The following is a 26800-nucleotide window of genomic DNA, read 5'->3' on the forward strand; positions in this document are numbered from 1 at the left end:
CACATCGCATTCCACCTGAAGCGACCCCGAAATTCGCCGGAGGAAGATCGAATGCCATTCCCAATGTTATTTACTGTCAGCTATACCTCCTGTTCGGCGGCGCAAGAACGGTCCTCAGATGCGATTTACAACGGTTGGATAAACCGAGATCGACAGCATTCCATGAACGATTCTCACCAATGCGGACGCCGGACGGCTTGCTCACCGTCCGGCGTCACTGCGGTCAGATCCGGCCGGCGCCGGCCCGGGTGTTGACCACCGCGGGCACCTGAGCGGTCGGGGTGACCGGTTCCGCACGCAGCACCGGCGTCCAGCCGGCGTCCGTACCCAGATCCGGGTCATGGGTGGCGTTGTACTCGTCGAGCAGACTGACCGCGCGGACCGGGCCGGTGCCGATCCGGGTCAGCGTGCCTTTCTCGGTCATCGCGGTGCCGCCCCAGTCGTAGACGAAGTCCTCCAGGGCGAGATCCGCGCTGCGGAGCAGGAAGTTGTTCTCAGCGTAGATCGCCGAGTAGACCCCGACCCCCCACGAGTACGAATACGCGTCCTCGTCCGTCAGGTAGTAGTAGTTGTTGTAGACGTCCACCTGCCCGAACCGGACCCGCGGCACCCGCTGGCCCACGTTGGCGAACTTGTTGTGGTGCACGGTGACCCGCAGCTTGCCGACGTCCGCGCCGACCGTGTTGGTCGAGCCGATCAGCATCGTCTTGTCGTGCTCCTGGAACACGTTGTACGAGATCGTCACCAGGTCGGAGGCCCGGATCACGTCGAGCGCCCCGTCGTGCACCTGGTACGGCCGGCCGAAGTACAGCGGCTGCGCCGAGTCGACGTTGTTCCCGTCGCTGAGCGTGTTGTGGTCGGCCCAGACATGCGTCGCCCCGGTCAGCGTGACCAGGTCGTACGCGGAGTTCCAGTTGCCGGCCGCGCCGTCGGTCGGATCCCACGCCGGGAAGCAGTCCGCGGCGTCCTCCAGCCGGAGGTTCCGGATGATCACGTTGTCGACGTTCTGGACCAGCAGGTTCGCGCCGACCAGCCGGGCGTTGGGCAGGCCGTAGATGGTGGTGTTGGAGCCGACCCGCAGGTTGATTCGGGCGCCCTGGTTGCGGGCCGACCGGACCCGGGCCTCTTCGAGCGGGCCGCTGGGCCGGGCGGCGCGTCCCCACACCGCCGGGTCGTAGGCGGCCAGGTAAGCGTCGAGGCTGTACGCCGGGTCAGCGTAGTCCGCGCAGGTCAGCGGCTGGTTCGCGTCGTCCACATTGGCCCGGATGGTGCCGGCGACCAGGACGATCCGCGGGGTCGGGTCGGTGCCGCCGGCCAGCGCGGCGGCCAGTTCGGCCCGGTTGCGCACCACGAAGACGTGCGCGTCGTCGGCCGCGGCGCCACCGGTGGTCCCGGTGGTGGCAGCCGCCCACCCGTCGTTCGCGGCGAGCACCTGGCGGGCCCCGGCGGGGACCGTGGGTGCGGCAGCGGCGGAGGCGGGAACAGTGGCGAGGCCGGCGAGGAGGAAACCGACGGTCGCGGCGAGAGCGGTTCGGGAGGCCATGGCGTTACGCGGCCGGTTCCGGTGCGAGGTGCAGCCAGACGAAGACCAGCGGCTCGGCGCCCCGGCTGATCAGGTGGTGGTCCTCCCCCGGTTCGAAGAGCACCGCCTCGCCGGCCTGGAACTTGTCCACCTCGGCGCCTTCGATCTCGATGACGCCGCTGCCCTGCACGATCACGAAGATCTCGGGCACGGTGTGCACATGCCGGCCCGGTTCGTCGTGGGTGCGGAAGTTCGGTTCGGCGTAGATCCGGAAACCGCCCTTCTGGACGACGTGGCCCGGCAGCGGGCTGGTGAACTGTGGGCCGCGATGGTGGGCTTCCAGTTCAGCGATGCTGAGCTTGCGCATGGGTTACTCCTTTCTCGATAGGCACCCGGTGCGGGTCCACCGCCCAGGTGATTCCACACTCGGACGGCAGGCGGCCGGTGGAAGCCACCCGCTGAACGAGTTCGTCGATGCCGGTCACGACCATTCCGCCGCCGTCCGGGTGGGGCCGGAGCACGCTCTGCGGGATCGGCGCCGGCGGCGGTGCGGCCACGACGGCCTCGGCCACGGCGGTGAAGGTCCGGGTCCGGTCCAGCGGGGCGATGAGGGGTACGCCGGAGTCGCGCCGATGATCGAGCAGGTTCTCCAGCAGTCCCGCCCGCCCCGGAACCTCGCGGGACGTGGTCTCCCCCGGCAGCCGCAGCCGGTCGGTCGGATACTCCAGGACCGCGTCGCCGACACTGATCTCCCCCGCGATGAAGACCTGCGAGGCGAGCGTCACCGCCGCGGTGATCTGCCGCCCGTCCTCGCCGGTGAGCCGCAGGAACGTGGTGTCGTCGGTCTCGATCTCCCGGGACCGGTAGCGTTCCAGCTCCATCAGCGCGGGCCGGAAGCCGTCCGCCACGACCAGCGACTGCATCAGCGCGTGCGCGAACGGGTTCACGAGCGCCCCGTCCAGCACCGGCCGGCCGGCGATCGCGCGCCGCCCGGCCCACGGCGCCCGCAGGTAGTAGCTGTCCGGCCGCCACCAGGCCCCGGACACGCCGATCGGCCCGGCCGGGGCGGCCACGCAGAGTTCGGCGAGCGCCGCCGAACCGAGCGCCTGAAAACCGACCTGCACGATCCGGCCGGTCCCGGCGACTGCCGCGCCGAGCCGGTCGTGTTCGGCCGACGACATCACCGGCGGCTTCTCCAGCAGCAGGTCCGCGCCGGAGTCGAGCACGTCGAGGGCGATCGGCAGGTGGGTGTGCGGCGGCGTGCAGATCACCACGACCTGTGGCTTCGTCTCCCGGAGCAGCTCGGCGTGATCGGTGAAGAACGGGACGCCGTCCGGCGGTTCGACCGGCTGGCGGTCGCAGAACCCGGCGACCTCGATCCGTCCCTCGTCACTGAGCCGTTGCAGGACGCGCCGGTGCCACTGGCCGTGCCCGCCGGCCCCGATCAGCGCGACCCGGGTGCTCACGAGCCGAGTCCGCGGAGGGTGGCCTCGACGCCGTGCTGCTCCAGCTCGCCGTACCAGCGGATCAGCTCGCGGCGCAGCACCTCGTCGCCGGCCAGCGCGGCCGGGAACACCTCGGTCAGCCCGAGCAGCGCGTCGACGGTGCCGGCCGGGGTGTCCGGGGCATCGGCGAGGACGGCGTGGATCCGGTCGGCGAGCGGGTCGTCCAGCGGCAGGGTGGCGCCGCTGTCCGCGTACCCCCGCGCGAAGCGCATCCATGCGGCCAGGACCAGCGCTGCCCAGCAGGGGACGGCACCCGCCCGGCGCCGCTCGGCGATCGTGCCGAGCAGGCGGTGCGGCAGCTTCTGGGAGCCGTCCATGGCGACCTGGATGTTGCGGTGGCCGAGCTCGCGGTTGGCGAACCGGACCAGGCTGGACTCGCCGTACTCGATCGCGCTGACGCCCGGCGGCGGGGTCACCGTGGGCGCGATGTCCTCGGCGATGAAGCGGCGCAGCATGCCGGTCATGCCCGGCAGCTCCAGGGAGTCGGCGATCAGCTCGCGGCCGGCCAGAGCCCCGAGGTACGCGCTGGCCGAGTGCACCGCGTTGAGCGCGCGGAGTTTGAGCATCTCCCAGGGGGTCACGTCGTCGGTGAAGATCGCCCCGGCGGCCGCCCAGTCCGGCCGCCCGCCCGGGAAGTCGTCCTCGATCACCCACTGGGTGAACGGTTCGGCGACCACCGGCACCGCGTCGTCGGCACCGAGGGCCAGTGCCGCGCGCCGGCGGTGATCCGCGCTGGTGGCGGGCACGATCCGGTCGACCATGGTGGCCGGGAACGCGACGTCGGCCGGGAGTTCGGCGCCGGCCACGGCCAGGGCCTGGCCGACCAGGCCGCGGATCCGCGGGCCGTTGCCCATCAGGTTGTCGCAGCAGAGCACGGTGAGCGGTCCGCCGCCGGCCTGCTGCCGGGCCAGCAACCCGCGAGCAAGAAGCGCGGGTACGGATACCGGCGGCGCCGCACCGGTCAGCTGTGCCCGCAACTCGTCGTCGAGCAGCAGCTTCCCGGCGGGATCCATCCGGTACGCCTTCTCGGTCACGGTCATCGACACGACCCGGATGTTCGGGTCGGCGATCGCGCTGACCACCCCGTACGGATCTCCGGCTGCGTGGCTGAGCCCGCTCAGGATGCCGATCGCCCGTGCCTGGTCCTCGCCGCCGCCGACGGTCAGCACGCTGTAGAGGCCGTCCTGGGCGCGCAGCTGGTCCAGGATCGTGCGGGACCGCGGCGCGACCCCGATGATCCCCCAGTTGCCGCCGGACGCGGCGACCGCGTCCTCGGTGAAGACGGCCTGGTGGGCCCGGTGGAACGCGCCGAGTCCGAGGTGGACGATGCCGGGCCGGACCTCACCGGGCTGCACCACGGGACGGTTCCGCGGTGCGAGCTCGGGAATGGCGGTGCGGCCGAGACGATAGGTCACCGCCATGCCGGGCCGTCCGGGAAGCGGAACTCCGCGATCGAGGCGTCCTTCATCTCGACGCTGTAACCGGGCTTCTCGGGCAGCCGGTAGCGGCCGTCGACGACGGTCACCGGGTCGGTGAAGTGCTCGTGCAGATGGTCGACGTACTCGATCATGCGACCGTCCAGGGACCGGCCGGCCCGCAGATAGTCGAAGATCGCCAGGTGCTGGACGTACTCGCAGAGGCCGACACCGCCGGCGTGCGGGCAGACCGGCACGCCGAACTTGGCGGCCAGCAGCAGGATCGCGAGCACCTCGTTGACGCCGGCGACCCGGCAGGAGTCGACCTGGCAGACCTGGATGGCGCCGGCCTGCAGCAGCTGCTTGAAGATCACCCGGTTGGCGGCGACCTCACCGGTGGCGACCCGGACCGGGTTCACCGCGCGGGCGATCCGGGCGTGGCCGAGCACGTCGTCGGCGTGGGTCGGCTCCTCGATCCAGTACGGGTCGAAGGGAGCGAGCTGCTCCATCGCGGCGATCGCCTGGTCCACGTCCCACACCTGGTTCGCGTCCATCATCAGCAGCGCGCCGTCGGGCAGCTCCTCGCGGATGATCCGGGCCCGGCGCACGTCGTCCTCGAGCGGGCCGCCGACCTTCATCTTCACCGCGGTCCAGCCGTCGGCGACCGCCTGCCGGGTCAGTTCGCGCACCTTGGCGTCCGGATAACCGAGCCAGCCGACGCTGGTGGTGTACGCGGGGAAGCCGTTGCGTTCCAGTTCAGCGAGGCGGTCGGCGTACCCGATCGCGTTCTTCTCCAGAAGTTCCCGGGCCTCGCCCGGGGTGAGCGCGTCGCTGATGTGCCGGAAGTCGATCGAGGCGACGATCTCGTCGGCGGAGAGCTCGGCCAGGTAGCGCCACATGGGCTTGCCGGCGAGCCGGGCCCGCAGGTCCCAGACCGCGTTGATCAGGGCGCCGGCGGCCATGTGGATGACGCCCTTCTCCGGCCCCAGCCAGCGCAGCTGCACGTCGGCGGTGATCGACCGGGAGAAACCGACCTGGTCGGCCTCGATCTCCTCGACGGTCCTGCCGACGACATGGTGGGCCAGGGCCTCGACGGCGGCGCAGGTGATCTCGTTGCCCCGGCCGTTGGTGAAGGTGAGGCCGCTGCCGGTCACCCCGGCGTCGGTGGTCACCTCGACGTAGGTGGCCGAGTAGTCACCCTTGTTGATGGCGTCGGATCCGTCGCCGGCGGCCGCGGTGGGGAAACGCACGTCGTGCACCTCGACCCCGGTGATCCGGACGGTCATGCTTGCTCCTCTTCGTTGTTCAGGCGGAAGACCTTCTTGGGGAGGTGATAGGCCAGATCCGCGATGGTCTCGGCGGCCTCGTCGAGCGGCAGGCGGCCCTCGGCGACGAGCCGGGCCAGGAAACCGGCGTCGATGCGGCGGGCCACGTCGTGGCGTGCCGGGATGGAACAGAACGCCCGGGTGTCGTCGACGAAACCGGACGTGTTGTAGAAGCCGGCCGTCTCGGTGACCGTCTCGCGGAACCGGCGCAGACCCTCGGGGCTGTCCAGGAACCACCACGGTGCGCCCAGGTAGACGGCCGCGTAACCGCCGGCCAGCGGCGCGAGCTCGCGGGTGAACACGGTCTCGTCCAGCGTGTAGAGCACGAGGCGCAGGCGGGGGTCGTCGCCGTAGAGGTCGAGCAGCGGCTGCAGGGACCGGACGTATTCGGTGGCTGAGGGGATGTCACCGCCCACGTCGCGGCCGTGCCGGGCGTGCAGGGCCTTGTTGTGGTTGCGCACCGAACCCGGGTGCAGCTGCATGACCAGGCCGTCGTCGAGCGACATCCGGGCGAACTCCACCAGCATGTGGGCCCGGAAGATCTCGGCGTCCTGCTCGTCGGTGCCACCGCCGAGCGCCTTGCGGTAGAGCACCGACGCCTCGGCCTCGTCCAGCAGCAGGGTGGCCGCGGTCGGGTGGCCGTGGTCGGAGCTGGTCGCGCCGGCCTCGATGAAGGCCTGGCGGCGGGCCCGCAGCGCGGACAGAAAACCGCTGTACGTGCCGACGTCGATGCCGGTCAGCTCGCCCAGAGTGGCCACCCGGTCGCGCCAGCCGGCCCACTCCAGGTCGACCAGGTTGTCCGGGCGGAAGGTGGTGATCACCCGGCCGCCCGGTCCGCCCCAGCCGTCGGCCGCCAGCTTGGCGTGCGCGGACAGGTCGTCGATCGGGCTCTCGGTGGTCGCCAGCACCTCGATGTTGAACCGGGTGAACAGCGCCCGCGGCCGGTACTGCGGCTCGGCCAGCCGGGCCGAGAGCTCGTCGTAGATCTCGTCGGCGGTCTTCGCGTTCAGCGGCTGGTCGATGCCGAAGACCTCGGCGAAGACCTTCTCGGTCCAGAGCCGGGACGGGGTGCCCCGGAACAGATGCCAGTTGGCGGCGAGCAGCCGCCAGATCGCCCGGCCGTCGCTCTCCACCTCGGTCCCGTCGATGCTCGGCACGCCGAGCCGGGCCGGCGGGATGCCCTGGCTGGCGAGCATCCGGGTCACGTAGTGGTCGGGCACCACGAACAACCGGGCCGGGTCGGGGAACGGCTGGTCGCCGGCGAGCAGCGCCGGGTCGACGTGGCCGTGCGGGCTGATCAGCGGCAGATCCCGGGCGTGGCGGTAGAGCTCGCGGGCGATCTGGCGCTGAGTGGTCTCGGCGGGGAAGAGATGATCTTCTTCGGGCACCGGGTCTCCTAGCGGTATTCGGACAGGTCGAGGAGGTTCTTGACGCGTACGGCCTCGCCGGTGGCCAGCGACTCGTTGCCGGCCAGGCCGGTCAACAGAGCCTGAGCCCCGTCGATGGCTCCGGCCGTCCGCCCCAATGGGTCGACCGTATCGGTGGGACGGATGAGATCGGCGAGCATGCGTACGTCGCCGCCACCGTGGCCACCCCTGGTGTACCCCTCGACGGCCACCTCACGCGGCGGCGCCCAGTACGGCCGGACCAGCAGACGCCTCGACCCCTGCTCGGCAGTCGACTCCGCGCCCGGCTCACCCTTGACCCCGGCGGCCGCGGACGGCGAGACGTGGTCGCTCTCCACGACCTCGAGCTCGAGCCGGCCCCTGCTGCCGTTGAACATGACCCGATAGCCCTCCCACGGCGCGTATGCGGTGAGGTGGTAGCTCATCGACGCGCCGCCCGCGTAGCGGACCAGCACCGCCATGTCGTCCTCGATGGACACCCCACCGGCGAACACGTTCTGATCGCGGTGGTAGCCGTCGTGCTTCTCAGCCTCCAGGTAGAGCTCCCGCATCGCGGGCTCGTCGGCGAGCCGCAACGCGAACGGGTCACCCTCGGCCGCCGCGGCGCCGTGGGCCCGTGCGTAGTCCCGGGCGTAGCCGTGCCGCCGGCCCTGGTCGCCGTAGAAGAACAGCCGCCCGGCCGCGAACACCTGCTCCGGCTCGTCGGCGAGCCACCAGTTGACCAGGTCGAAGTGGTGGCTGGCCTTGTGCACCAGCAGGCCCCCGGAGTTGGCCTTGTCGCGGTGCCAGCGCCGGAAGTAGTCGGCGCCGTGCCGCACGTCGAGCAGCCACTCGAAGTGCACCGACCCGATCTCACCGATCTCGCCGGAGGCGAGGATCCGCTTCACCGCCTCGTGCAGCGGGTTGTAGCGGTAGTTGAAGGTGACCCGCACGTCGCGCCCGGTCCGCCGCTGCGCGTCGAGGATGCGCCGGGTGCCGGCCACGTCGACGGTCATCGGCTTCTCGGTGATCGCGTCGCAGCCGGCGTCCAGGGCCGCCGCGATGTAGTGGTCGTGGTACCGGTCCACGGTCGTGACCAGGGCGACGTCCACCCGCTCGCGCTTGAGCATGTCGGCGAAGTCGGCCGCGTCGTAGACCGGGACCGATGCGCCGAGACGGGCATTGTGGACGGCCGGCCGGGCCGGGTTGGTGTCGGCCAGGGCCACCAGTTCGGCCACGTCGGCGTGGTCGGTGGTGAGCGCCCGGAGAAAGAGACCGGCCCGTGCGCCGGCGCCCACGAGGGCATACCGGCGGCGGGGTGACAACGACATTCCGTCACCTCCATTCGGCAAACGTTTGCAACAGATTAGGGAGCAGACCGAGACTCAAGTCAATGTCCAGTCCATATTTGTCCAGTTTTAAGGCGATTGAGTAACGCTCCCATGACAAGATCGACATCGAAGGGCGTTGACACGCCAGCAACCGTTTGCATTAATGGCTCCACCGGAGAGATCCGGGTCACATCACCGCTGGCAAGGAGGCACCGTGGCCGTGACGATCCGGGACGTCGCAAGGGCGTCCGGCGTGCACATCTCCACGGTGTCGCGCACCTTCTCCGCGCCGCACCTGGTCAACCCCGAGACCCGTTCCCGGGTGCTGGCCACCGCGGAGCAGCTCGGTTACCGCCCGAACCGGGCGGCCCGGGCACTGATCACCGGACGCACCCACAACATCGGCCTGATCGTGGCCGACATCGCAAACCCGTTCTTCCCGCCCCTGATCAAGGCGGCCGAGACCCACGCCCGGCGGCGCGACTACCACGTCTTCGTCGCCGACACCGACGAGGACCCGATCGTCGAGGCCGAGTTGGTGCAGGCACTGGCCAAGCAGGTCGACGGGATCCTGCTGTGCAGTCCCCGGATGAGCGACGAGCAGATAGAGCAACTCCGCCGCGAGGTGCCGCTGGTCGTCATCAACCGCATGATCACCGGCCTTCCGGCGGTGGTCATGGATGTGGGGCACGGCGCCCGTCAGGCAGTCCGTCACCTGCTCGACCTGGGCCACGACCACCTGGTCTACCTGGCCGGTCCCCGTGGCTCGTGGACCAACCGGGAGATCCGCCGGGCCGCCGGGGCCACCGCCCGCGCGGCCGGGGCGGAGCTGACCATCCTCGGCCCGAACCAGCCGGTCGAGGAGGCCGGCGCCGCGGCTGCCGAGGCGGTTCTCGCCACCGGCGCCACCGCGGTGCTGGCCTACAACGACCTGATGGCGATCGGCCTGCTCCAGGCACTGCAGGACCGTGACATCGCGGTGCCCGGGCAGGTCAGCGTCATCGGCATCGACGACATCGCCTACAGCGGCCTGGTCCGCCCGAAGCTCACCACCGTGGCGAACCCGACCGCAGCAGCCGGGCGTGCCGCCGTCGACATGTTGCTCCAGCAGGGCGACGACGGCGCTACCGGACAGGTCACCCTCCGGACCGACTTGATCATTCGCAACTCCACCGGCCCCGGGCCCCTCACCCCGGCCGCCGCGACCACCGCAGAGGTAGCCGCAACCGTCAAGGAGTGACGACAAGCATGACCGCACCCAAGTCCTTCGCCCACCCCACACGCCGCCGTGTCCTGAGTGGCCTCGTCGCCGGCATGCTCGCCCTTCCGCTGGCGCTCGGCGCCTGCGGCGACGGCGACGAGTCGTCCGGTGAGAACGGCAACGTCGAGCTGAGCTTCTTCTGGTGGGGTGGCGAGGCCCGCGCCGAGCTCACCGAGAAGGCCCTCGACCTCTACACCGCCAAGCACCCCAACGTCACGTTCAAGAAGACCTGGCAGGCCAACCAGGGCTACTTCGACAAGCTGGCGACGCTCACCGCCGGCGACGACGCGCCGGACATCTTCCAGATCGACGACAACTACCTCGCGGAGTACGCGACCCGCAACGTCACCCTCGATCTGGCCTCCTACCAGCAGTCCGGCAAGCTGGACACCTCGAAGTTCCCGAAGGGCCTGATCGAGTACGGCACCGTCGACGGCAAGCTGGCCGGCCTGTCCTTCGGTGAGAACACCCAGGGCCTGGTCTACAACAAGACCAAGCTGGAGGCCGCGAAGGTGCCGCTGCCCACCACCGGGCAGAGCTGGGAGGAGCACATCGCCTGGGCCAAGGACGCGGCGGCGAAGACCAAGGTGGCCGGCACCCAGGACCCGAGCGCCGACTACAAGGCGTTCTGGGTGTGGCTGCGCCAGCAGGGCAAAGAGATGTACAACGGCAACCAGCTCGGCTTCACGAAGGAAGACGTGCAGAAGTGGTTCGAGCTGTGGAAGGGCGGCCGGGACAGCAAGGCCACCCCGACCCCGGACGTGATCCACGAGGGCAACGCCACCGACGTCACGAAGCAGCTGGTGGTCACCGGCAAGGCGCTCACCTCCTGGGTCTGGGCGAACCAGATGCCCGAGCTGCAGAAGAACACCAAGGACCAGCTCGGCGTGATCGCGTACCCGGGTGACGCGACGAAGCAGTGGCCGCGGTCCTCGATGTACTTCTCGGTCTACCGCGGCAGCGAGCACAAGGACACCGCAGTGGATGTGCTGAACTTCCTGGCCAACGACCCGGAGGTCGGCAAGATCCTCGGCACCGACCGGGGCCTGCCGTCCAACCTCGACATCCGTACCCAGGTCGCCGCCTCCACCGACAACCCGTCGATGAAGCAGACCATCGAGGTCGTCGGTGAGCTGGCCAAGAACTTCGGCCCGGCCCCGACCGTCCCGCCGAAGGGCCACAGCACCGTGCGCTCCGAGCTGATCAAGGCCGCCGAGGAGGCCCAGTACGGCCGCGCCACCCCCGCCGAGGCCGCCGAGCAGTTCTTCGCCGCCAGCCAGGCCGCGATCAGCCGGTGAGTCCAGTGGCAACAACGACGGCCCGGCAGACGCCGACCCGGCCGCCCGCCGGTCCCGCCGCTTCCCAGCGGCGGGGCCGGCCCGCCCGGCACAAGTCCGACGGCGCGGCCGGCTACATCTTCCTCTCCCCCTGGCTGCTCGGGCTGCTGACCATCACAGCGGTCCCGATGCTGATGTCGCTCTACCTCAGCTTCACCAACTACGACGTGCTCTCCGACTGGGAGTCGATGGAGTGGGTCGGGCTGGACAACTACCGCACGATGTTCACCGAGGACCCGTCCTTCTGGCACGCGGTCCGGGTCACCCTGGTGTTCGCCCTGGTGGCCACCCCGCTCAAGCTCGCCGCCGCGCTCGGCGTGGCACTGCTGCTCAACCGGTCGTTCCGCGGCGCCGGGATCTTCCGGGGCCTGTTCTACCTGCCTTCGCTGCTGGGTGGCAGCGTCGCGCTGGCGATCGTCTGGGTCAACATGTTCAACCGCGACGGCGCGTTCAACTCGTTCCTCGGCTGGTTCGGCATCGAGGGCAAGGCCTGGGTCAACGACCCGGACTTCGCGCTCGGCACGCTGATCCTGCTGGCCGTCTGGCAGTTCGGCGCCCCGATGGTGATCTTCCTGGCCGGCCTGAAGCAGGTGCCCCTCGAGCTGTACGAGGCGGCGTCGGTGGACGGCGCCGGCACGGTCCGCAAGTTCTTCGCGGTCACCCTGCCGATCCTGTCCCCGGTCATCTTCTTCAACCTGGTGCTCGAGACGATCAACGGCTTCCAGGGCTTCACCTCGGCCTTCGTGCTGAGCAACGGCACCGGCGGCCCGGTCGACTCGACCCTGATGTACACGCTGCACCTCTACATCAAGGGCTGGAACGAGTACCAGATGGGCTACGCCTCGGCGATGGCCTGGGTCTTCCTGCTCAGCATCGGGCTGGTCACCGCGGTGATCTTCCGCACCGGCAAGTTCTGGGTGCACTACTCGGACGGAGAAGACTGATGACCCTCCAGCGCCTGGGCAGGCCGGCCGTACTGGTCCTGCTCTCGGTGATCGTGCTCTACCCGCTGGTGTGGATGCTCGGCAGCTCCTTCAAGGCGCCCGACGAGGTGCTCAACAACATGTCGGTGTTCCCGCAGACGTTCACCCCGGGCAACTACACCGACGGGTGGGGACACTTCGACGTCGCCTTCGGGCGGTTCTTCTTCAACAGCGCGATGGTCGCCGGCCTCACCGTGGTGGCGAACTGCATCTCCTGCCTGCTGGCGGCGTACGCCTTCGCCCGGCTGAAGTTCCGGCTGCGGGGCTTCTGGTTCGCCATCATGATCGGCACGTTGCTGCTGCCCGGGCACGTGCTGATCGTCCCGCAGTTCGTCATGTTCAAGACGTTCGGCTGGGTCGGCGGCGACTGGCCGTACGCGCCGCTGATCGTCCCGCAGCTGCTGGCCACCGAGGCGTTCTTCGTCTTCCTGATGGTGCAGTTCATGCGGGGTGTGCCGCGGGAGCTGGACGACGCGGCGAAGATCGACGGCTGTACCGCGTACGGAGTCTTCCGGCACGTGATCCTGCCGCTCTCGCGGCCGGCCCTGGTCTCCACCGCGATCTTCTCGTTCATCTGGACCTGGAACGACTTCTTCCGGCAGCTGGTCTACCTGTCCGACCTGGAGAAGTACACCGCTCCGGTGGCGCTGACGCTGTTCATCGACTCGTCCGGCCAGTCCGCGGTGGGCCCGATGTTCGCCATGTCGGTGCTGTCGCTGCTCCCGGTCTTCCTGTTCTTCGTGGCCTTCCAGCGGATGCTGGTCGAGGGCATCAACACGACGGGCCTCAAGGGATGACCGTGGTTCCGAACTGGCCGCAGGAGGAGGCGCCGTCGGCCCGGCCGGACTGGCGGGAACGGCTGGCCCTGGCCACCGACCTGGCGCTGATCGGCTTCCTGACCACCGTCGCCGCGCTGCCGGTGCTGACCGCACCGGCGGCGCTGGCGGCCGGCTCGGCGGCGATCCGGCACCGCTACACCACGGGCAGCCTGCCGCCGGTACGCCCACTGCTGACCCTGTACCGGCGGATGATCCTGCCCGGTATCCCGGTGCTGCTGGTCGCCGTGGCGCTGCTGGTCGACCTGGTGGCGATCAGCCGGCGCTGGGTGCCGGGCGGCCCGGTGCTGTTCACCGCGACCGCCGCGGTGGGCGTCTTCCTCGCCGGGTTCGCCACCCTGACCGTCGTCGCGATCGGCCGGGAGCCGTCCCGGCCGCTGCGCGAGGCCGCGGCCTGGGCCTGGCAGTCGGCGACCACCAAGCCCTGGACGGCGCTTGCTCCGGCCCTCGCCGGTGTGCTGGCGTTCTTCCTGGCGCTGACCGTTCCCGCGACGATTCCGCTGGTCATCGGCTTCCAGCTGTTCGCCGCGCACGTGATCAGCGACCGCCTGGCCGGTTCTAGCGCAGCTTGAGGTCGGCCCAGACGAGGCGGTGGTCAGAGGTCGGGAAGCCGTTGACCGCCGCCCACGCCGGGTCGTAGACGCCGCTCAGCCGCGACAGCGGGTCGGAGCGCACCGGCCAGAACACGCCGGAACCGGTGATCCTGATGTTCACCCGCGGCAGCACGTAGTCGGCGCGCAGGTTGCCCGGCGCGGTGTCGGCGAAGTCGGCGGTGTCGAACCGCGGGTCACCGGTGTGGGCCAGGTTCGCGCCGCCCTGCAGCGTGGTGGCCTCGGCCGCACCGGCACTGGCCGGCGTGGTCCGGGTGTTGATCAGCGGGTGCTCGGTGAGCTGGTGGATCGCGTCGTCGTACGAGTCGCCGTCGGCCGGGTCGGCGTTCTGGTCGCCGGCGATGACGAAGAGCTCGCCCTTCCGCAGGCCACCGCGGCGGCCCCGGTCGTCGTACACATAGGAGCCCTTGCCCGGGGTGATGTAGTCGGCCCAGAACCGGATCTCGTCGTGGTTGCGCCGGCCGTTGCGGTCCTCCGGGCCGTCGAAGGTCGGCGGCGTCGGGTGCGAGACCAGGAAGTGCACGGTCCTGCGGCCGACCTTCACCGGTACGTCCCAGTGGCTCTTCGACGACAGCCGCAGGACCGCCTGCTCCTCGGGCGAGTAGAAGTCGGCCGGGAGCAGGTTGCCCGGCATGTCCTTCCACTTGAACAGCTGGAAGGTGCGGATCGCGGACCGGTCGATCGGGTACTTCGAGTACACGACCATGCCGTACTGGCCGGGGAACAGGCCGAAGCCGAAGGAGTCGTCGCCGTACGCCTGGTCGCCCGGGGTGGTGTCGACGACGCCGTTGTTGTTCAGGTCGAAGCCCGACGAGATGCCGGTGTTCGACGGTGCCACGTACCGGTACGGGTACCGCTGCGCCCGAGCGCCGTTCTGCGAGACCGCGAGGAAGTTCTCCGCGAACAGCCGCGCCGCCTCCGGGTCGTAGTCGAACTCGTTGAGCAGCACCACGTCCGGCGCGGACCGCTGGATGACCTCGGCGACGTTCTTCGCCTGACGGCGGTAGACGTCGTCCACGTCCGGGTTCGCCAGGTGCTCGCGGAGCAGGCCCTGCGCCGGCCGGTTCAGCGACAGGTTGTAGGTCGCGAACCGGACGTCGTCATGCCTGCCGCCGGCGCTCGCCGGTGCCGCGCCGATGGTCGTGCCGAGTGCCGCCGCGCATGCCGCGGCCGCAAGAAGTCGCCTCATGCACCTTCCCTATCGGACGGTCGGCACGCGGCGCAACGGTGATCATCGTTTCGGCATCGGAGTTTCATCCACCGGTCGCCCGGCGCCACACGGAGAGCGTCACCAGCGTGGCGATCGAGGCGCCGAGCAGCACGATCGGAGCGAGAAGAAGGAAGTCGGCGTCGACCAGCATCGGATCGCCCGGCCGGGTAGCGCCGCCCGCGAGCACCGCATCCGCCACGTCGATCGATTCGGCCCCGCTGTCCGACTCCAGCAGCACCCGGCCGGTGCCGAGCTCGACGAGCCGCACCGACTGGATGTGGTCCTGGCTGGTCAGCCCGAACCGGCTCGCCTCGTCGGCAAACGTCGCCGGCGGGGTGCCGTCGACCGCCGTGTACTCGGCCGCCACCGGCCGGCCGGCCGACCAGCCGAGCACCCGGAGCGCGTAGGCGCCGTCCACAGTCCAGGCCGGCGGCGCTGCGGCGGCGCCGATCGGCACGGTGGTGACGGTCCAGCGCATCGGGTAGTCACCGCAGTCGCACTCCGCGCCGGCGACCACCAGTAGCCCCTTGCCGTCCGGTTGCCAGGCGCCCTTGCCCGCGAGCCGTGCGCCCGGCGGGATCTCGTAGTCCTGCGGGTTGCCGCCGTTCAGCGGCACCACCCGGATCCGGTCCTCCACCTGATAGGCGAGCCGGCCGCCGTCCGGGGAGAACGCCACGGTCCAGCCGTGCAGCGCGCCCAGGAAACTCAGCGGCGCGATGTCGCGGATCTTTCCGGTGGCGACCTCGAGCAAGCGCAGCTCGTTCTCCTGCTCGGTGCTGGTCAGCACGGCGAGCATGGTCCCGTCCGGGGACCAGGCCTGCGGATCGACCACGAGTTCCCGTAGCTGCGCCGGGTATTCGCTGAGCCGGCCGCCGGCCAGATCGACGATCCCGTCGGGAACGGCGAGGCGGTCCCCCGCGGGTGCCAGGACCGACGACATCCCCGCGGCGCCCATCAGATCAAGCACCCGATACGTGTCCGACTTCTTCCCGACAAGGCCGAGGTACCAGTCGGAACCGTCGAAGTACCAGGTGTTCGACGAGTACAGCACCGAGGCGGCGCCGATCGGGTGTTGTTCACCGTCGGCGGTCCAGACTCCCGGTGCGCCGAGCCGGGCCGGCAGCGTGCCGGCACCGGGCTCACGGTCGGCGGCCTCCGCATCTCCTCCGGAAAGCATGCCGGGCGCCGCCGGACTCCACCCGTTGAACCAGACAGCGAAGCCGCCGAACAACAGGACGACCGCCGCGGTAGCGATCACGGCAGCGGTCGTCGCCACAATCTTCGGGGGCTTACCGGCATTCACGGCGGCGAGCATAGATGATCAAGTTACGAAGGTCGCCGCGTCCGGGAAGGCGACCGGCGCGGCCTCGACACCGCAGAAACCCAGCAGGCTCTCCGCCTTGCCGGCGGGATCGGTGCTCGGCGCCGGGGTCGCGGCGACGATGCCCGACGCGGTGAACTCGTCGCCAGTGGCCAGCCTCAGGTCACCGGGCAGATCGACGAGATACCGCTCGAAATCGTCCGGGTCCTCTGCGACCTCGGTGCCGTCCGGCCAGAACGGATGCCGCTCCACGCCGTCGACGACGACGTTGACGCAACCGTTCGCCTCGACGGTCAGCCGGGCCCGCATCTGCTGGGCCGGGCCGGTGAACTGCCCGCTCCACGACGAGGCTCGCAGGTCGTCCATGTCCAGGTGGCCGAACCCGGCCTTGTCGTCGCTTCCGCAACCGGCCAGAAGAATCAAGAGGACCAGCAACGGTACGCGTCTCAAGCGCCCCTCCGATGCTCGAAGATCAGGTACGTCTCGGTGCCGGCGATCAGGCGGGTGCCGCTGAGCCGTTCGGTGATCACCGAGCGGAGGTCGTCGACGTCGGCGGCGGCGACGTGCAGCAGGAAGTCGTAGGAACCGGAGACGAAGTAGACGTCGCGGACCGCGGGGATCCCGGCGAGGGACTCGGCGAACTTGCCGATCGCGTCCCGGGCGTCGGAGCGGATCCGCACCGCGATCATCGCCTGGATCGGCCGCCCGATCCAGGCCGGATCGACGTCGGCGTGGAAGCCGCGGATCGCGCCGATCTCGCGCAGCCGCCGCACACGGGTCAGGCAGGTCGACGGGGCGATGCCGACCCGGTCGGCGAGAGCGTTGTTCGGCATCCGGCCGTCGGCGCGCAGCAGGCTCAGCAGCTCCAGATCGATCTCGTCGAGACCTCGAACATCCTTCGGCAGGTCGGTCATCGTTGCGCTTCCGCCCGCAGAATCTGCGCCTGCGATGTTACGAACAGAATCTCGTTCGCTCGTCTTGCCTGAATGCTGCACATCGTTCCACCCTATCGCCAACAGACAACGACGTCGTCGCCCTCGAAAGGGAAGGTCCCATGCGCATCGGTGTGCCGAAAGAAGTGAAGAACCACGAGTACCGGGTGGCGATCACCCCGGCCGGCGTGGTCGAAGCGGTACGCCACGGCCACGAGGTCGTCGTGCAGGCCGGCGCGGGCGCCGGGTCGGCGATCACCGACGAGGACTTCCTCGCAGCCGGCGCGCAGATCCTCCCCGACGCCGACGCGGTGTGGGACGCGGCCGACATGGTGCTCAAGGTCAAGGAGCCGATCGCCGAGGAGTACCACCGGCTGCGCGCCGGGCAGGTCCTGTTCACTTACCTGCACCTCGCCGCCGACGCCGAGGGCACCAAGGCGCTGCTGAACAGCGGGACCACCGCCATCGCGTACGAGACCGTGCAGCTCGCGGACGGGTCGCTGCCGCTGCTCGCCCCGATGTCCGAGGTCGCCGGGCGGCTCGCCCCGCAGGTCGGCGCGTACAGCCTGATGCGCAACAGCGGAGGCCGCGGTGTCCTGCCCGGCGGTGTGCCGGGCGTCGCGCCGGCCAAGGTCACCGTGATCGGTGGCGGCGTCTCCGGGGTGAACGCGGCGACCATCGCGCTCGGCCTCGGCGCCGACGTGACCATCCTCGACCTGAGCCTGCCCCGGCTGCGGCAGATCGACGCGCAGTTCGGTGGACGGGTCAAGACGCTGGTGTCGAACGCGTACACGATCGAGCAGTCGGTCCTGGAGGCCGACATGGTGATCGGCGCGGTGCTGGTGCCCGGCGCGAAGGCGCCGACGCTGGTCAGCAACGACCTGGTGAAGCGGATGAAGGCCGGCTCGGTGCTGGTCGACATCGCCATCGACCAGGGCGGCTGCTTCGAGGACTCGCGGCCGACCACCCACGAGAACCCGGTCTACCAGGTGCACGAGTCGGTCTTCTACTGCGTGGCCAACATGCCCGGCGCGGTGCCGAACACCTCCACCTACGCGCTGACCAACGCCACCCTTCCGTACGTCCTGCGCCTCGCCGACCTCGGCTGGCGCGACGCCCTGCGGGCGGACCCGGCGCTGGCGCTCGGCCTGAACACGCACGCCGGCGCCCTCACCAACGACCTGGTCGGTAAGGCCGTGGGCCTCCCCACCGAGACCGTCAGCTCGGTCCTGGCCTGACCCGGGCTGGTTAACAGGGTCGTTTCCGCGTTGCGGGAACAGCCCTGTTAACCAGCCACTTTCTTGTCAGCCGCGGCGGAACGTCTGGTTGGCGCCGCCGTGGCAGTCCCACTGCAGCAGCTTGGCGCCGTCGTTGGCGTTCCACGCGTCGATGTCGATGCAGCGGCCGGACTGCGAGTTACGCAGCGTGCCGTTGCTCTGATGGACGAACTGTTGCGCCGGGTTGCCGCTGCACGTCGCGAGCTGGATGATCGCGCCGTTGGCGGTGGAGCCCCAGGCGACGTCCACGCACTTGTTGTTCTGGCTCTGCAGCGTGCCGCCGGTGAAGGTGAACTTCTGGGCGTTGGAGTTGTTGCAGGTCCACATCTGCAGCTGGACACCGTCGGCGAAGTTGGCGTTCGGGACGTCGATGCACTTGTTGTTCAGGTTGCTGATCAGCGAGACCGCGCCGGTGCCCGGGTTGGCCGGCCCGCCGCCGCCGGTGAACGGCGACAGGATGATGCTCGCCGAGCGCGGGTCGCCGTCGTGGACCAGCGATTCGAACGCGCCGACGTCGTCGAAGGCGAAGGCGTACGCCTTGCCGTCCGTCATGTTCTGGTGGATCACCTTGGCGTACACGTTGGTCGGGTTGCTCTTGTAGAAGTCGTTCGCGTTGGTGCTCGGCTGGGTATCGATGGTGCCGAGCGTGCCGCGGTTGAGCGCCGCGCAGAGCGTCCGGGAGATCGGCCCGACCACCTGGTCGTTCGGCGCCGGAAGGTCGCCGTCACAGCCCCAGACGCTGGACGACGACGGGCGGTTGAAGGACGCGACCCGGGTGCCCGCGGCGTTGGTGAAGTTCATGACGTTGCCCGAGGTCCGGCCGAAGTAGCGGGTGTTGGGCTGGTCGCCGAACGGCACCACGGTCAGTGTCTTGCCGGTGTACGCGTTCCACGCCGACGCGATGTACGGGTCGAGGTAGTTCGCGCTCATCAGGCCCGCGCCGGCCGCCTTGCCCGGGGCGAGCACCCGCAGAACCGTGCCGTCGGAACGGGTACGGACCGTGTTCTGCCAGCCGGCGGTGTTGCGCAACGTGTTGATGACGTTGTCCCGGCCGTTCGCGACCACGTCACCGGTCCGCTTGGTCTGGCCGCTCGCGCCGGTGACGGTGACCGCGTGCGGGATGGCGAACATGTCGACCTGCGAGCTGTTCAGCCACAGCCCGGCGTCGTTGTAGGTGAACTCGCTCCAGTCGAACAGGATGTTGGCGTTGGGGTCGCCGGCGGCCCACGGCGCGGGCTGGACCAGGCCGTCCGGGGTGAGGAAGAACTTCAGCTTCTCCCCCATCGACATGTAGACCCGGCCGGAGAACCCCCGCGGGAAGTTGATCCGGGTGCTGCCGCCGTTGGCGGCGCCGGGGATGGACACGTCGGGTGCGGGCGCCGGGGGCAGCGCGCCGCCGGTCCAGGGGCTGAACGTGCCGGCCTGGTTGACGTAGCCGAGCCGGCCGGAGGAGAGCTGGACGCCGATCACGTACAGGTGGACGGCTTCGCCGCGACCGGTGCTGTTGGCGACGGTCACCGGCAGCAGGGCCGGGCCGATGGCTTGGGCTGCTTGTGGGGATACCGCGGCCGCGACCGGGATGGTCATGGCCAGTGCGGCGAGGGCGCGCAGGATCGTACGCACGAGGGAACCTCGATTCCGCTGTTGGGGAGCTTAGAGAGCGCTCTCACAACAGTGGATTTGTTAACAACGTATGTCAATAGATGGGCGGCGATCACTTGGCGGCCGGGAAATCGGCACATATCAGCACAGCCCTTTTCTGTTAGGAAAGCTTGCTTTATATTCCTGTCACACCCATCAATCGATGCTCATCGTTAAGAGGAGTGACACATGCGCAAGTTGATCGCCACGTTAGCGGTCGCTCTCGTCGGTGCCGCCGGATCGCTCCTGGTGGCCTCACCCGCCGCGGCACACGGCTACGTCTCCAACCCGCCCAGCCGGCAGGCCAACTGCGCTCGCGGCGTGGTCGCCTGCGGTCAGATCAAGTACGAGCCGCAGAGCGTCGAGGGCCCGAAGAACCTGCGGAACTGTCACGGCAACAACGCCCAGTTCGCCGAGCTCAACGACGACGGCCGCGGCTGGCCGGCCACCAACGTCGGCACCTCGCTGACGCTGACCTGGATCAACACGGCCCGGCACGCGACCACCGGCTGGGAGTACTTCATCGGCGGCACCCGGGTCGGCTCGTTCAGCGGCAACAACCAGCAGCCCCCGGCCACGCTGTCGCACACCATCAACCTGAGCGGCTTCTCCGGCCGGCAGAAGATCCTCGCCGTCTGGACCATCTCCGACACGGCCAACGCCTTCTACTCCTGCATCGACGTCAACATCGGTGGCACCGGTGGTGGCGGTGGCACGAACCCGCCGCCGACCGGCTGCTCGGGAACCTCAGCGTGGAGCGCGAGCGCGGTCTACGTCGGTGGCAATACGGTGTCGCACAACGGCCGCATCTACCGGGCCAAGTGGTGGACCCAGGGCGAGACGCCGGGTTCGGCGGACGTCTGGGCCGACCAGGGCGCGTGTAGCTCCCTCACCGCAGCAGCAGCCCTGGCCAAGGCCCTGTAACCAGCACCCCGGCTGACGCCCAGCGCTGCCTCACGGACCCGCAAGCAACGCTGGACGTCAGCCAAGCACAGCGGCTGACGCCCAGCGCTGCCTCACGGGCCCGCAAGCAACGCTGGACGTCAGCCAAACAAAGCGGCTGACGCCCAGCGCTGCCTCACGGGTCCGGAGGCAACGCTGGGCGTCAGCCGAGCACCTCAGAAGGCGGCGAGCACGGATCCCTGGTACTTGTCGGTGATGAACTTCTTGACGTCCTCGGAATGCAGCAGCTTCTCCAGCTTGGCGACGCGGGCGTCGTTCTCCTCACCGGTGCGGACGACGACCAGGTTGGCGTACGGGTTGTCGTCGCCGCTCTCCAGAGCGAGCGAGTCGGTGGCCGGCTTGAGGCCGGTCTCGATCGCGTAGTTGCCGTTGATCACCGAGATCGCGGTGTCCTCGAGGCTGCGCGGCAGCTGGGCCGCGTCGAGCGCCTTGAACTCCAGGTTCTTCGGGTTGGTAGCGATGTCCTTCTCGGTCGCCTTGACGCCGACGCCGTCCTTGAGCGTGATCAGCCCGCTCTTGGCGAGCAGGTTGAGGGCGCGGCCCGAGTTCGACGGGTCGTTCGGGATGGCGACGACGCCGCCGTCCGGCACCTCGGTGAGGCTCTTGACCTTCTTGGAGTAGACGCCGAGCGGCTCGATGTGCACCGGCTTGAGCGCGGTGAACTTGTAGCCCTTCGACGCGACCTCCTCCTCCAGGTACGGGATGTGCTGGAAGTAGTTGGCGTCGAGCTGCTTCTCCTGCAGGGCGATGTTCGGCTGGATGTAGTCGTCGAACTCGACGATCTCCAGCTTCAGGCCCTCGGCGGCGGCCAGGTTGTCCGAGACGTACTTGAGGATCTCGCCGTGCGGGACCGGGCTGACACCAATCTTGAGGGTGTCCGAGGACGAGGACGACGACTCGTCGTCCGAACCGCAGGCGCCCAGGCCCAGGACGAGGGTGGCGGCGGCCAGGACGGCGGCGAGCGAGCGGCGGCGCATGATCAGGAACGACCTTTCTGGCTTCAAATTCGATAGGAGATACAGGAAATGGGACGGACGGGAAGCAGCGGGGGGACGTGCGCGGTCAGCGGTGCGACAGCCTGCGGGCGAGGAGGTCGCCGATCATCTGGATGAGCTGGACGAGGAGCACCAGCACCACCACCGTCGCGATCATCACGTTGGTCTCGAAGCGCTGATAGCCGTAGATGACGGCCAGGGCGCCGAGGCCACCGCCGCCGACCGTGCCGGCCATCGCGGAGTAACCGATGATCGCGATGATCGTGATGGTGAAACCCGAGATCAGACCGGGCAGCGCCTCGCGGAGCAACACCTTGCCGACGATCTCCCGGCGGGTGGCGCCCATCGCGATGGTGGCGGCGACCACGTCGGCGGGCACCTCGCGCAGCGCCGTCTCGACGATGCGCGCGAAGAACGGGATGGCCCCGACGGTCAGCGGGACGATGGCCGCCTCGGTGCCGATGCTCGTGCCGACGACCAGCCGGGTGAACGGCATGATCGCAACCATCAGGATGAGGAACGGGACCGAGCGGCCCAGGTTGACGATCAGGCCGAGAACCGCGTTCAGCCGCGGGACCGGCAGCAGGCCGCCGCGCTCGGTGAGCACGAAGAGCACGCCGATCACGAGGCCGCCGATCGCGGTGAACAGCGACGCGAGGCCGACCATCCAGACCGTCTCCTGCAGCGCCGGCCCGAGCAGCTCGAACGTTTCGGACCAGGTCATGCCGGCACCCCTACCTGTGCGCCCCGCTCCCGCAGGTAGTCGAGCGCCTTACGGTTGTCGTCCGCGTCGCCGGGCAGGGCCAGCCGCCAGCGACCGGCGCGGGTGGTGGCCAGCGACTCCACCGCGCCGCCGAGGATCCGCACGTCGATGTCGAAACGGCGGGCCAGGTCAGCGATGATCGGGGCGTCCGCGTCGGCGCCGCTGACCGTCACGTCGACGACCGTCGCGTCCGGGAACCCGGCTGGGGCGTCCAGCGGGAACAGGTCGCGGGCCAGTTCCGAGTCCGAGTGCTGGAGCAGGTCGGCGACCCGGCCGGACTCGACGAACCGGCCGTCCCGCATCACCGCGGCCGACGTGCAGATCCGCTTCACCACGGTCATCTCGTGGGTGATCAGCAAGATGGTCAGGCCGAGCCGCCGGTTCAGGTCGAGCAGCAGGCGCAGGATCGACTCGGTGGTCTCCGGGTCGAGCGCCGAGGTGGCCTCGTCGGAGAGCAGCACGTTCGGCCGCGCGGCCAGCGCGCGGGCGATGCCCACCCGCTGCTTCTGACCGCCGGAGAGCTGAGCGGGGTACGCTTTCGCGCGCTCGGTCAGCCCGACGAGGTCGAGCAGCTCCGCGACCCGGGTCTGCCGCTCGGCCCGCGGCACGCCGGTGACCTCCAGGGCGAACGCGACGTTGCCCGCCACGGTCCGTGACGAGAGCAGGGCGAAATGCTGGTGGATCATGCCGATGTTGTGCCGGGCCAGCCGCAGCGGTTTGCGGCGCAGCGAGGTCAGCTCGACCCCGTCCACGGTGACCGTGCCGGCGTCCGGGCGCTCCAGCATGCTGACGCAGCGCAGCAGTGTGCTCTTGCCGGCGCCACTGCGGCCCAGAACGCCGTAGACCTCGCCCTCGCCGACAGTGAGGTCCACGCCGTCGACGGCGACGACATCGCCGACCTTCGAGCGGTACGTCTTACGAAGCCCGCTTATTTCGATCACGTGAAACACCCTGGTCAGCAGTTGTGACGTACGTCGCAAAACCTACTCAGTCAATGGGCTTTGCAGTGGGCACAACGCTAGTCGCCTTCCCCGCCGGGTACCACCGGATGTAACGACCCTCACGGGTTTTGTAACTTTCAACTACTCGCTTCGTGCACCAGGATCGCCACCTGCACCCGGTTCGCGCAGCCCAGCTTGTCCAGCAGCCTGGACACGTACGCCTTCACCGTCGGCACGCTCATGTGCAACTCGGCGCCGATCTCCGCGTTGGACCGCCCGGTCGCCACCGCCTCGGCCACCTCCCGCTCACGCTCGGTGAGCCGCTCCAGCTTCGACGCGGCCTGCGTGGCCCGGTCCGGGCGCTGCTCCTCCCCGTCCCGCCCCACCGCATACCCGATCAAACGGGGCACGACCGACGGCGCCAGGATGGACTCGCCAGCCGCCGCGCGCCGCACCGCGTCCAGGATCTCGGTCGGCGCGATGTCCTTCAGCAGGAACCCGTTCGCCCCCAGCCGCAGCGCGCCGAGCAGATGCTCATCGGTGTCGAACGTGGTCAGCACCACGATCGCCGGGAACGGGCCGTCGCGCCGCAGCTCCTCGGTCGCGGCCAGACCGTCCATCCGCGGCATCCGGATGTCCATCAGCACCACGTCCGGCCGCAACCGCCGGGCCGCCTCGACCGCCTCGGCGCCGTCGCCTGCCTCCCCCACGAGCTGCAGGTCCGGCCCGGCGCCCAGCACCATGGAGAGCCCCACCCGCACCAGCGGGTCGTCATCGGCGATCAGCACCCGGATCAGTTCTGCCACGGCAGCCAGGCTTCCAGATGAAAACCGAGCCCGGTACGCGGGTCGGCGCGCACCCCGTGCCGCAGCCGCCCGCCGAGCAACTCCACCCGCTCAGCCAGCCCCACCAGCCCAGCGCCGGCCCCCGGCACGCCCGCCGCGGGCGTGCCCGGCAACGGGTTCGAGATCTCCACATGCAGCTCACCCAGGGCTGTCTTTTCCAACACCAGGCGCACGGGTACGCCCGGCGCGTGCTTGCCGGCGTTGGTGAGGCCTTCCTGCACGAGGCGATAAACGGTGCGGCCCAGGGAGGGGCCGACTGCTTCGCCGCCTCTACCGACTCCGCCGTTTCCGACGCCCCCGCCGTTCCCGCTGCCTCCGCCGTTTCCGTCGTCGAGGAAATTGGAGACTTCCACGCGTACGCCCGCGTTTTGTGCCTCGGCGACCAGATCACCCAGATGGCCCAGATCGGGCTGCGGCCGCAGGCCGTCGCCCGCGCCGGCGCGCAGCACGCCGAGGATCTCCCGCAGGTCCTCCAGGGCGTGGTGGGCGCTGTCCCGGATGGTCCCGGCCGCCTTCGCCACCTCCTCGGGCGACAGGTCCGGCCGGATCTGCAGCGCCCCGGCGTGCAGGCTGACCATGGAGATCCGGTGCGCGAGGGCGTCGTGCATCTCCCGCGCAATGCTTTCCCGCTCGAGCGCCCGCAGCCGCTCCGCCCGCAGCCGCGCCGCCTCCTCGGCACGCACCGCACGCTCCCGCAGCGACACGATCAGCTCACGGCGCGACCGCACGGCGACGGCGATCGCCACGGTCGCGGCGATCAGGGCAGCGCTCAGCAGCAGCTCGGTGAGCAGGGGCAGGGCCAGCGTCGGGTCCGGCCGCCGCCAGGAGTAGCCGACCCCGATCAGCAGGTGCAGCAGCACAATCAGCGCGACCACCCGCCCACGCCGCAGCGTGACCAGGGTGTAGACGATCACCAGCCCGGCGTAGGCCGAAGCGTCCGTGACCAGCCCGACCGGCGCGATGATCAGAGCCATCGCGACCGGGTGGCTGCGCCGCCACCAGACAGCGAGCGAGGTGACCCAGCCGAGCGCGAGCAGCGGAAGCACCTCACCACTGCTGATCCGGCCGATCGACTCGGCTTCCCCGACCAGAACCAGCGCAAAGAACCAGGAGACCAGAATGGCGAGAACGTCGACCGCCCGGTAGCGCGCCGCGGCCCGCAACCGGGCCATCCTCCCGGCCCGCTCACCGGTTGCGCCCCCACTCTCCCAGGCCGAACCTTCCAGGACTGCTGCCTCCGCCCCTTCCATGCCGCGCGCATTCATGGCCTGCCGCGCACCCGCCTCCGGCCGTTCCACATCGCGCGCCTCCACCGCCTGCCGCGCAACGGCATCAGACCGTTCCGCCTCGCGCGCATCCACTGCCTGCTGCACGACCGCCTCCGACCCTTCCGCCTCGCGCACATTCACAGCCTGCTGCACGGCCGCCTCGGCTCCTTTCGCGTTGCGCGCATCCACCGCCTGCGGCGCAACTGCCTGCGGCGTCGGCTGGCTCGGGTTCGGCCTGCCGGGCGCTGCCGGGTTGAGCGCGAGGCTCGCCTGGTCCTGGCCGGCGGGCGGGTGGTCGGGGCGTTCTGTCATGAGCGGACCAGCGGTCGCCAGAACTGGCGGTCGCCGTCGTCGCGGACGGCGTACCCCAGTTTTTGCAATGCGTCGCGCAGCTCGCCGGCCTCCTTGCCGGCCTTCTTGCGCAGCGCGACAGCGCGCGCCGACATGACGGCCTCGGCGGCCACCGGGAGCAGGCCGGTCTCCGGGACCCACGGGTGGTACAGCTCGGCGAACGGGTCGGCGTCGCGCCACGGATAGCCGAACTCCCGCAACGTCCTCTCCAGAACCCCCGCCTCCGCCCGGGTCTCGCCGCGGAACACCTGCCGCGACTCGCGGTCGAGCACCACCAGCGCGTCCCCGTCCCGGTAGATCGCCTCGATGTCGGCGCGAGGCAGGGTGCGGCGCTCGTCCCCGGTCTCCAGGCAAAGCTGCTCGGCGTCGACCGTGATCTGCGCCGACCGGCGCAGGATCTCCACCGTGGCGAGAATGCCCAGGCCGACGAGGATCGCCGCCTGCACAGCCACCTCCCACCATCGGTCCATCGAGCCGACCACCCGCCAGACCGGCCCGAACGGCAACGGAATGTCCAGGCCCACCGCCCACCGGGCGATCATCGGCACGGTCAGGGCAAGCAGCAGCCCGAGCGCCGCCGGCCCGAACAGCACTAGCGCCCGGCTCGCGCCGGAATAGGTGAGGACGGCCGAATCGCCGCCCGACCGGAAGGGATTGCTCACGGACTCGACGCTATGCCGGGCAGGTAGCCGCAGGCCAGACGACCGAAGTCGGCCGTTCGCGACTTTGGTCTACGCCCGGGGACCGGCCGTCCCCGCCCACGGCCGCCAGTGGGCATGCCC

At 69.9% G+C, this 26800-nt stretch carries 25 protein-coding genes; 7 read left to right on the forward strand and 18 right to left on the reverse strand.

Annotation, left to right across the window (positions count from 1 at the left end; all coding sequences use genetic code 11):
- Positions 1 to 223: 223 nt before the first annotated feature.
- From OHA21_RS23750 to OHA21_RS23780, 7 genes are read right to left on the reverse strand one after another with little or no spacing between them, the layout of a single operon-like run.
- Positions 224 to 1543, reverse strand: a complete 1320-nt coding sequence (locus tag OHA21_RS23750; RefSeq protein ID WP_328477143.1) for a pectate lyase family protein — start codon at positions 1541 to 1543, stop codon at positions 224 to 226.
- A 4-nt stretch (positions 1544 to 1547) separates the two neighbouring features.
- Positions 1548 to 1889, reverse strand: coding sequence for a cupin domain-containing protein (locus OHA21_RS23755; RefSeq protein WP_328477145.1), 342 nt, complete (start codon positions 1887 to 1889; stop codon positions 1548 to 1550).
- On the reverse strand, positions 1867 to 2988 hold the full coding sequence (locus tag OHA21_RS23760) for a Gfo/Idh/MocA family protein (RefSeq protein WP_328477147.1): 1122 nt from the start codon (positions 2986 to 2988) through the stop codon (positions 1867 to 1869). The genes OHA21_RS23755 and OHA21_RS23760 overlap by 23 nt, the downstream gene beginning before the upstream one ends.
- On the reverse strand, positions 2985 to 4448 hold the full coding sequence (locus OHA21_RS23765; protein ID WP_328477149.1) for a mannitol dehydrogenase family protein: 1464 nt from the start codon (positions 4446 to 4448) through the stop codon (positions 2985 to 2987). The genes OHA21_RS23760 and OHA21_RS23765 overlap by 4 nt, the downstream gene beginning before the upstream one ends.
- Positions 4439 to 5728: an enolase C-terminal domain-like protein gene (locus tag OHA21_RS23770; protein ID WP_328477151.1), complete on the reverse strand. Its 1290-nt coding sequence runs from the start codon at positions 5726 to 5728 to the stop codon at positions 4439 to 4441. The genes OHA21_RS23765 and OHA21_RS23770 overlap by 10 nt, the downstream gene beginning before the upstream one ends.
- A complete protein-coding gene (uxaC, locus tag OHA21_RS23775; protein ID WP_328477153.1) occupies positions 5725 to 7155 on the reverse strand; it encodes a glucuronate isomerase in 1431 nt (476 codons plus the stop codon). The genes OHA21_RS23770 and uxaC overlap by 4 nt, the downstream gene beginning before the upstream one ends.
- An 8-nt stretch (positions 7156 to 7163) precedes the next feature.
- Entirely contained in the window at positions 7164 to 8483 is a 1320-nt protein-coding gene (locus OHA21_RS23780) for a Gfo/Idh/MocA family protein (protein ID WP_328477155.1), read from the reverse strand.
- Between the two features lie 214 nt (positions 8484 to 8697).
- Here OHA21_RS23780 and OHA21_RS23785 point away from each other — a divergent pair, with 214 nt between their 5' ends.
- Genes OHA21_RS23785 through OHA21_RS23805 form a run of 5 tightly spaced genes read left to right on the forward strand, consistent with a single transcriptional unit; the run spans position 8698 to position 13472 of the window.
- Positions 8698 to 9723 (forward strand): LacI family DNA-binding transcriptional regulator, encoded by a 1026-nt coding sequence (locus tag OHA21_RS23785; protein WP_328477157.1) that lies wholly within the window; start codon positions 8698 to 8700, stop codon positions 9721 to 9723.
- Positions 9724 to 9731: 8 nt separating this feature from the next.
- Complete coding sequence (locus OHA21_RS23790) at positions 9732 to 11042, forward strand: ABC transporter substrate-binding protein (RefSeq protein ID WP_328477159.1); 1311 nt, start codon at positions 9732 to 9734, stop codon at positions 11040 to 11042.
- A 5-nt stretch (positions 11043 to 11047) separates the two neighbouring features.
- Entirely contained in the window at positions 11048 to 12025 is a 978-nt protein-coding gene (locus OHA21_RS23795; RefSeq protein ID WP_328477160.1) for a carbohydrate ABC transporter permease, read from the forward strand.
- The gene (locus tag OHA21_RS23800) at positions 12025 to 12861 is read left to right on the forward strand and encodes a carbohydrate ABC transporter permease (RefSeq protein ID WP_328477162.1); all 837 of its coding nucleotides are present in this window, start codon (positions 12025 to 12027) and stop codon (positions 12859 to 12861) included. Before OHA21_RS23795 ends, OHA21_RS23800 begins: the two co-directional genes overlap by 1 nt.
- Positions 12858 to 13472, forward strand: a complete 615-nt coding sequence (locus OHA21_RS23805) for a hypothetical protein (RefSeq protein ID WP_328477164.1) — start codon at positions 12858 to 12860, stop codon at positions 13470 to 13472. Before OHA21_RS23800 ends, OHA21_RS23805 begins: the two co-directional genes overlap by 4 nt.
- Here OHA21_RS23805 and OHA21_RS23810 read toward each other — a convergent pair.
- The 4 genes from OHA21_RS23810 to OHA21_RS23825 all read right to left on the reverse strand — a co-directional run bounded on the left by OHA21_RS23810 (position 13459) and on the right by OHA21_RS23825 (position 16956).
- Entirely contained in the window at positions 13459 to 14700 is a 1242-nt protein-coding gene (locus OHA21_RS23810; protein WP_328477166.1) for an endonuclease/exonuclease/phosphatase family protein, read from the reverse strand. The genes OHA21_RS23805 and OHA21_RS23810 overlap by 14 nt on opposite strands.
- A gap of 64 nt (positions 14701 to 14764) precedes the next feature.
- Entirely contained in the window at positions 14765 to 16024 is a 1260-nt protein-coding gene (locus tag OHA21_RS23815; protein WP_328477168.1) for a hypothetical protein, read from the reverse strand.
- An 18-nt stretch (positions 16025 to 16042) separates the two neighbouring features.
- Positions 16043 to 16492, reverse strand: coding sequence for a hypothetical protein (locus OHA21_RS23820; RefSeq protein ID WP_328477170.1), 450 nt, complete (start codon positions 16490 to 16492; stop codon positions 16043 to 16045).
- Positions 16489 to 16956 (reverse strand): Lrp/AsnC family transcriptional regulator, encoded by a 468-nt coding sequence (locus tag OHA21_RS23825; protein WP_328477172.1) that lies wholly within the window; start codon positions 16954 to 16956, stop codon positions 16489 to 16491. Before OHA21_RS23825 ends, OHA21_RS23820 begins: the two co-directional genes overlap by 4 nt.
- A gap of 140 nt (positions 16957 to 17096) precedes the next feature.
- Here OHA21_RS23825 and ald point away from each other — a divergent pair, with 140 nt between their 5' ends.
- A complete protein-coding gene (gene ald / locus OHA21_RS23830) occupies positions 17097 to 18212 on the forward strand; it encodes an alanine dehydrogenase (RefSeq protein WP_328477174.1) in 1116 nt (371 codons plus the stop codon).
- A 66-nt stretch (positions 18213 to 18278) separates the two neighbouring features.
- On the opposite strand, the gene OHA21_RS23835 is transcribed toward ald, so the two are convergent.
- A complete protein-coding gene (locus OHA21_RS23835) occupies positions 18279 to 19838 on the reverse strand; it encodes a beta-1,3-glucanase family protein (RefSeq protein ID WP_328478516.1) in 1560 nt (519 codons plus the stop codon).
- A gap of 243 nt (positions 19839 to 20081) precedes the next feature.
- Here OHA21_RS23835 and OHA21_RS23840 point away from each other — a divergent pair, with 243 nt between their 5' ends.
- Positions 20082 to 20816, forward strand: a complete 735-nt coding sequence (locus tag OHA21_RS23840) for a lytic polysaccharide monooxygenase (RefSeq protein WP_328477176.1) — start codon at positions 20082 to 20084, stop codon at positions 20814 to 20816.
- Between the two features lie 194 nt (positions 20817 to 21010).
- Here the strand turns inward: OHA21_RS23840 and OHA21_RS23845 are convergent, their stop codons facing one another.
- From OHA21_RS23845 to OHA21_RS23870, 6 genes are all read right to left on the reverse strand, one after another.
- Positions 21011 to 21859 (reverse strand): MetQ/NlpA family ABC transporter substrate-binding protein, encoded by an 849-nt coding sequence (locus tag OHA21_RS23845; RefSeq protein ID WP_328477178.1) that lies wholly within the window; start codon positions 21857 to 21859, stop codon positions 21011 to 21013.
- A gap of 58 nt (positions 21860 to 21917) precedes the next feature.
- Entirely contained in the window at positions 21918 to 22574 is a 657-nt protein-coding gene (locus tag OHA21_RS23850; protein WP_328477180.1) for a methionine ABC transporter permease, read from the reverse strand.
- Entirely contained in the window at positions 22571 to 23554 is a 984-nt protein-coding gene (locus tag OHA21_RS23855; RefSeq protein WP_328477182.1) for a methionine ABC transporter ATP-binding protein, read from the reverse strand. The genes OHA21_RS23850 and OHA21_RS23855 overlap by 4 nt, the downstream gene beginning before the upstream one ends.
- A 137-nt stretch (positions 23555 to 23691) precedes the next feature.
- Positions 23692 to 24360, reverse strand: a complete 669-nt coding sequence (locus OHA21_RS23860) for a response regulator transcription factor (RefSeq protein ID WP_328477184.1) — start codon at positions 24358 to 24360, stop codon at positions 23692 to 23694.
- Positions 24348 to 25979, reverse strand: a complete 1632-nt coding sequence (locus tag OHA21_RS23865) for a sensor histidine kinase (protein WP_328477186.1) — start codon at positions 25977 to 25979, stop codon at positions 24348 to 24350. The genes OHA21_RS23860 and OHA21_RS23865 overlap by 13 nt, the downstream gene beginning before the upstream one ends.
- On the reverse strand, positions 25976 to 26680 hold the full coding sequence (locus OHA21_RS23870) for a YqeB family protein (RefSeq protein ID WP_328477188.1): 705 nt from the start codon (positions 26678 to 26680) through the stop codon (positions 25976 to 25978). Before OHA21_RS23870 ends, OHA21_RS23865 begins: the two co-directional genes overlap by 4 nt.
- Positions 26681 to 26800 lie beyond the last annotated feature (120 nt).

The organism is Actinoplanes sp. NBC_00393 (assembly GCF_036053395.1).
GTDB lineage: Bacteria > Actinomycetota > Actinomycetes > Mycobacteriales > Micromonosporaceae > Actinoplanes.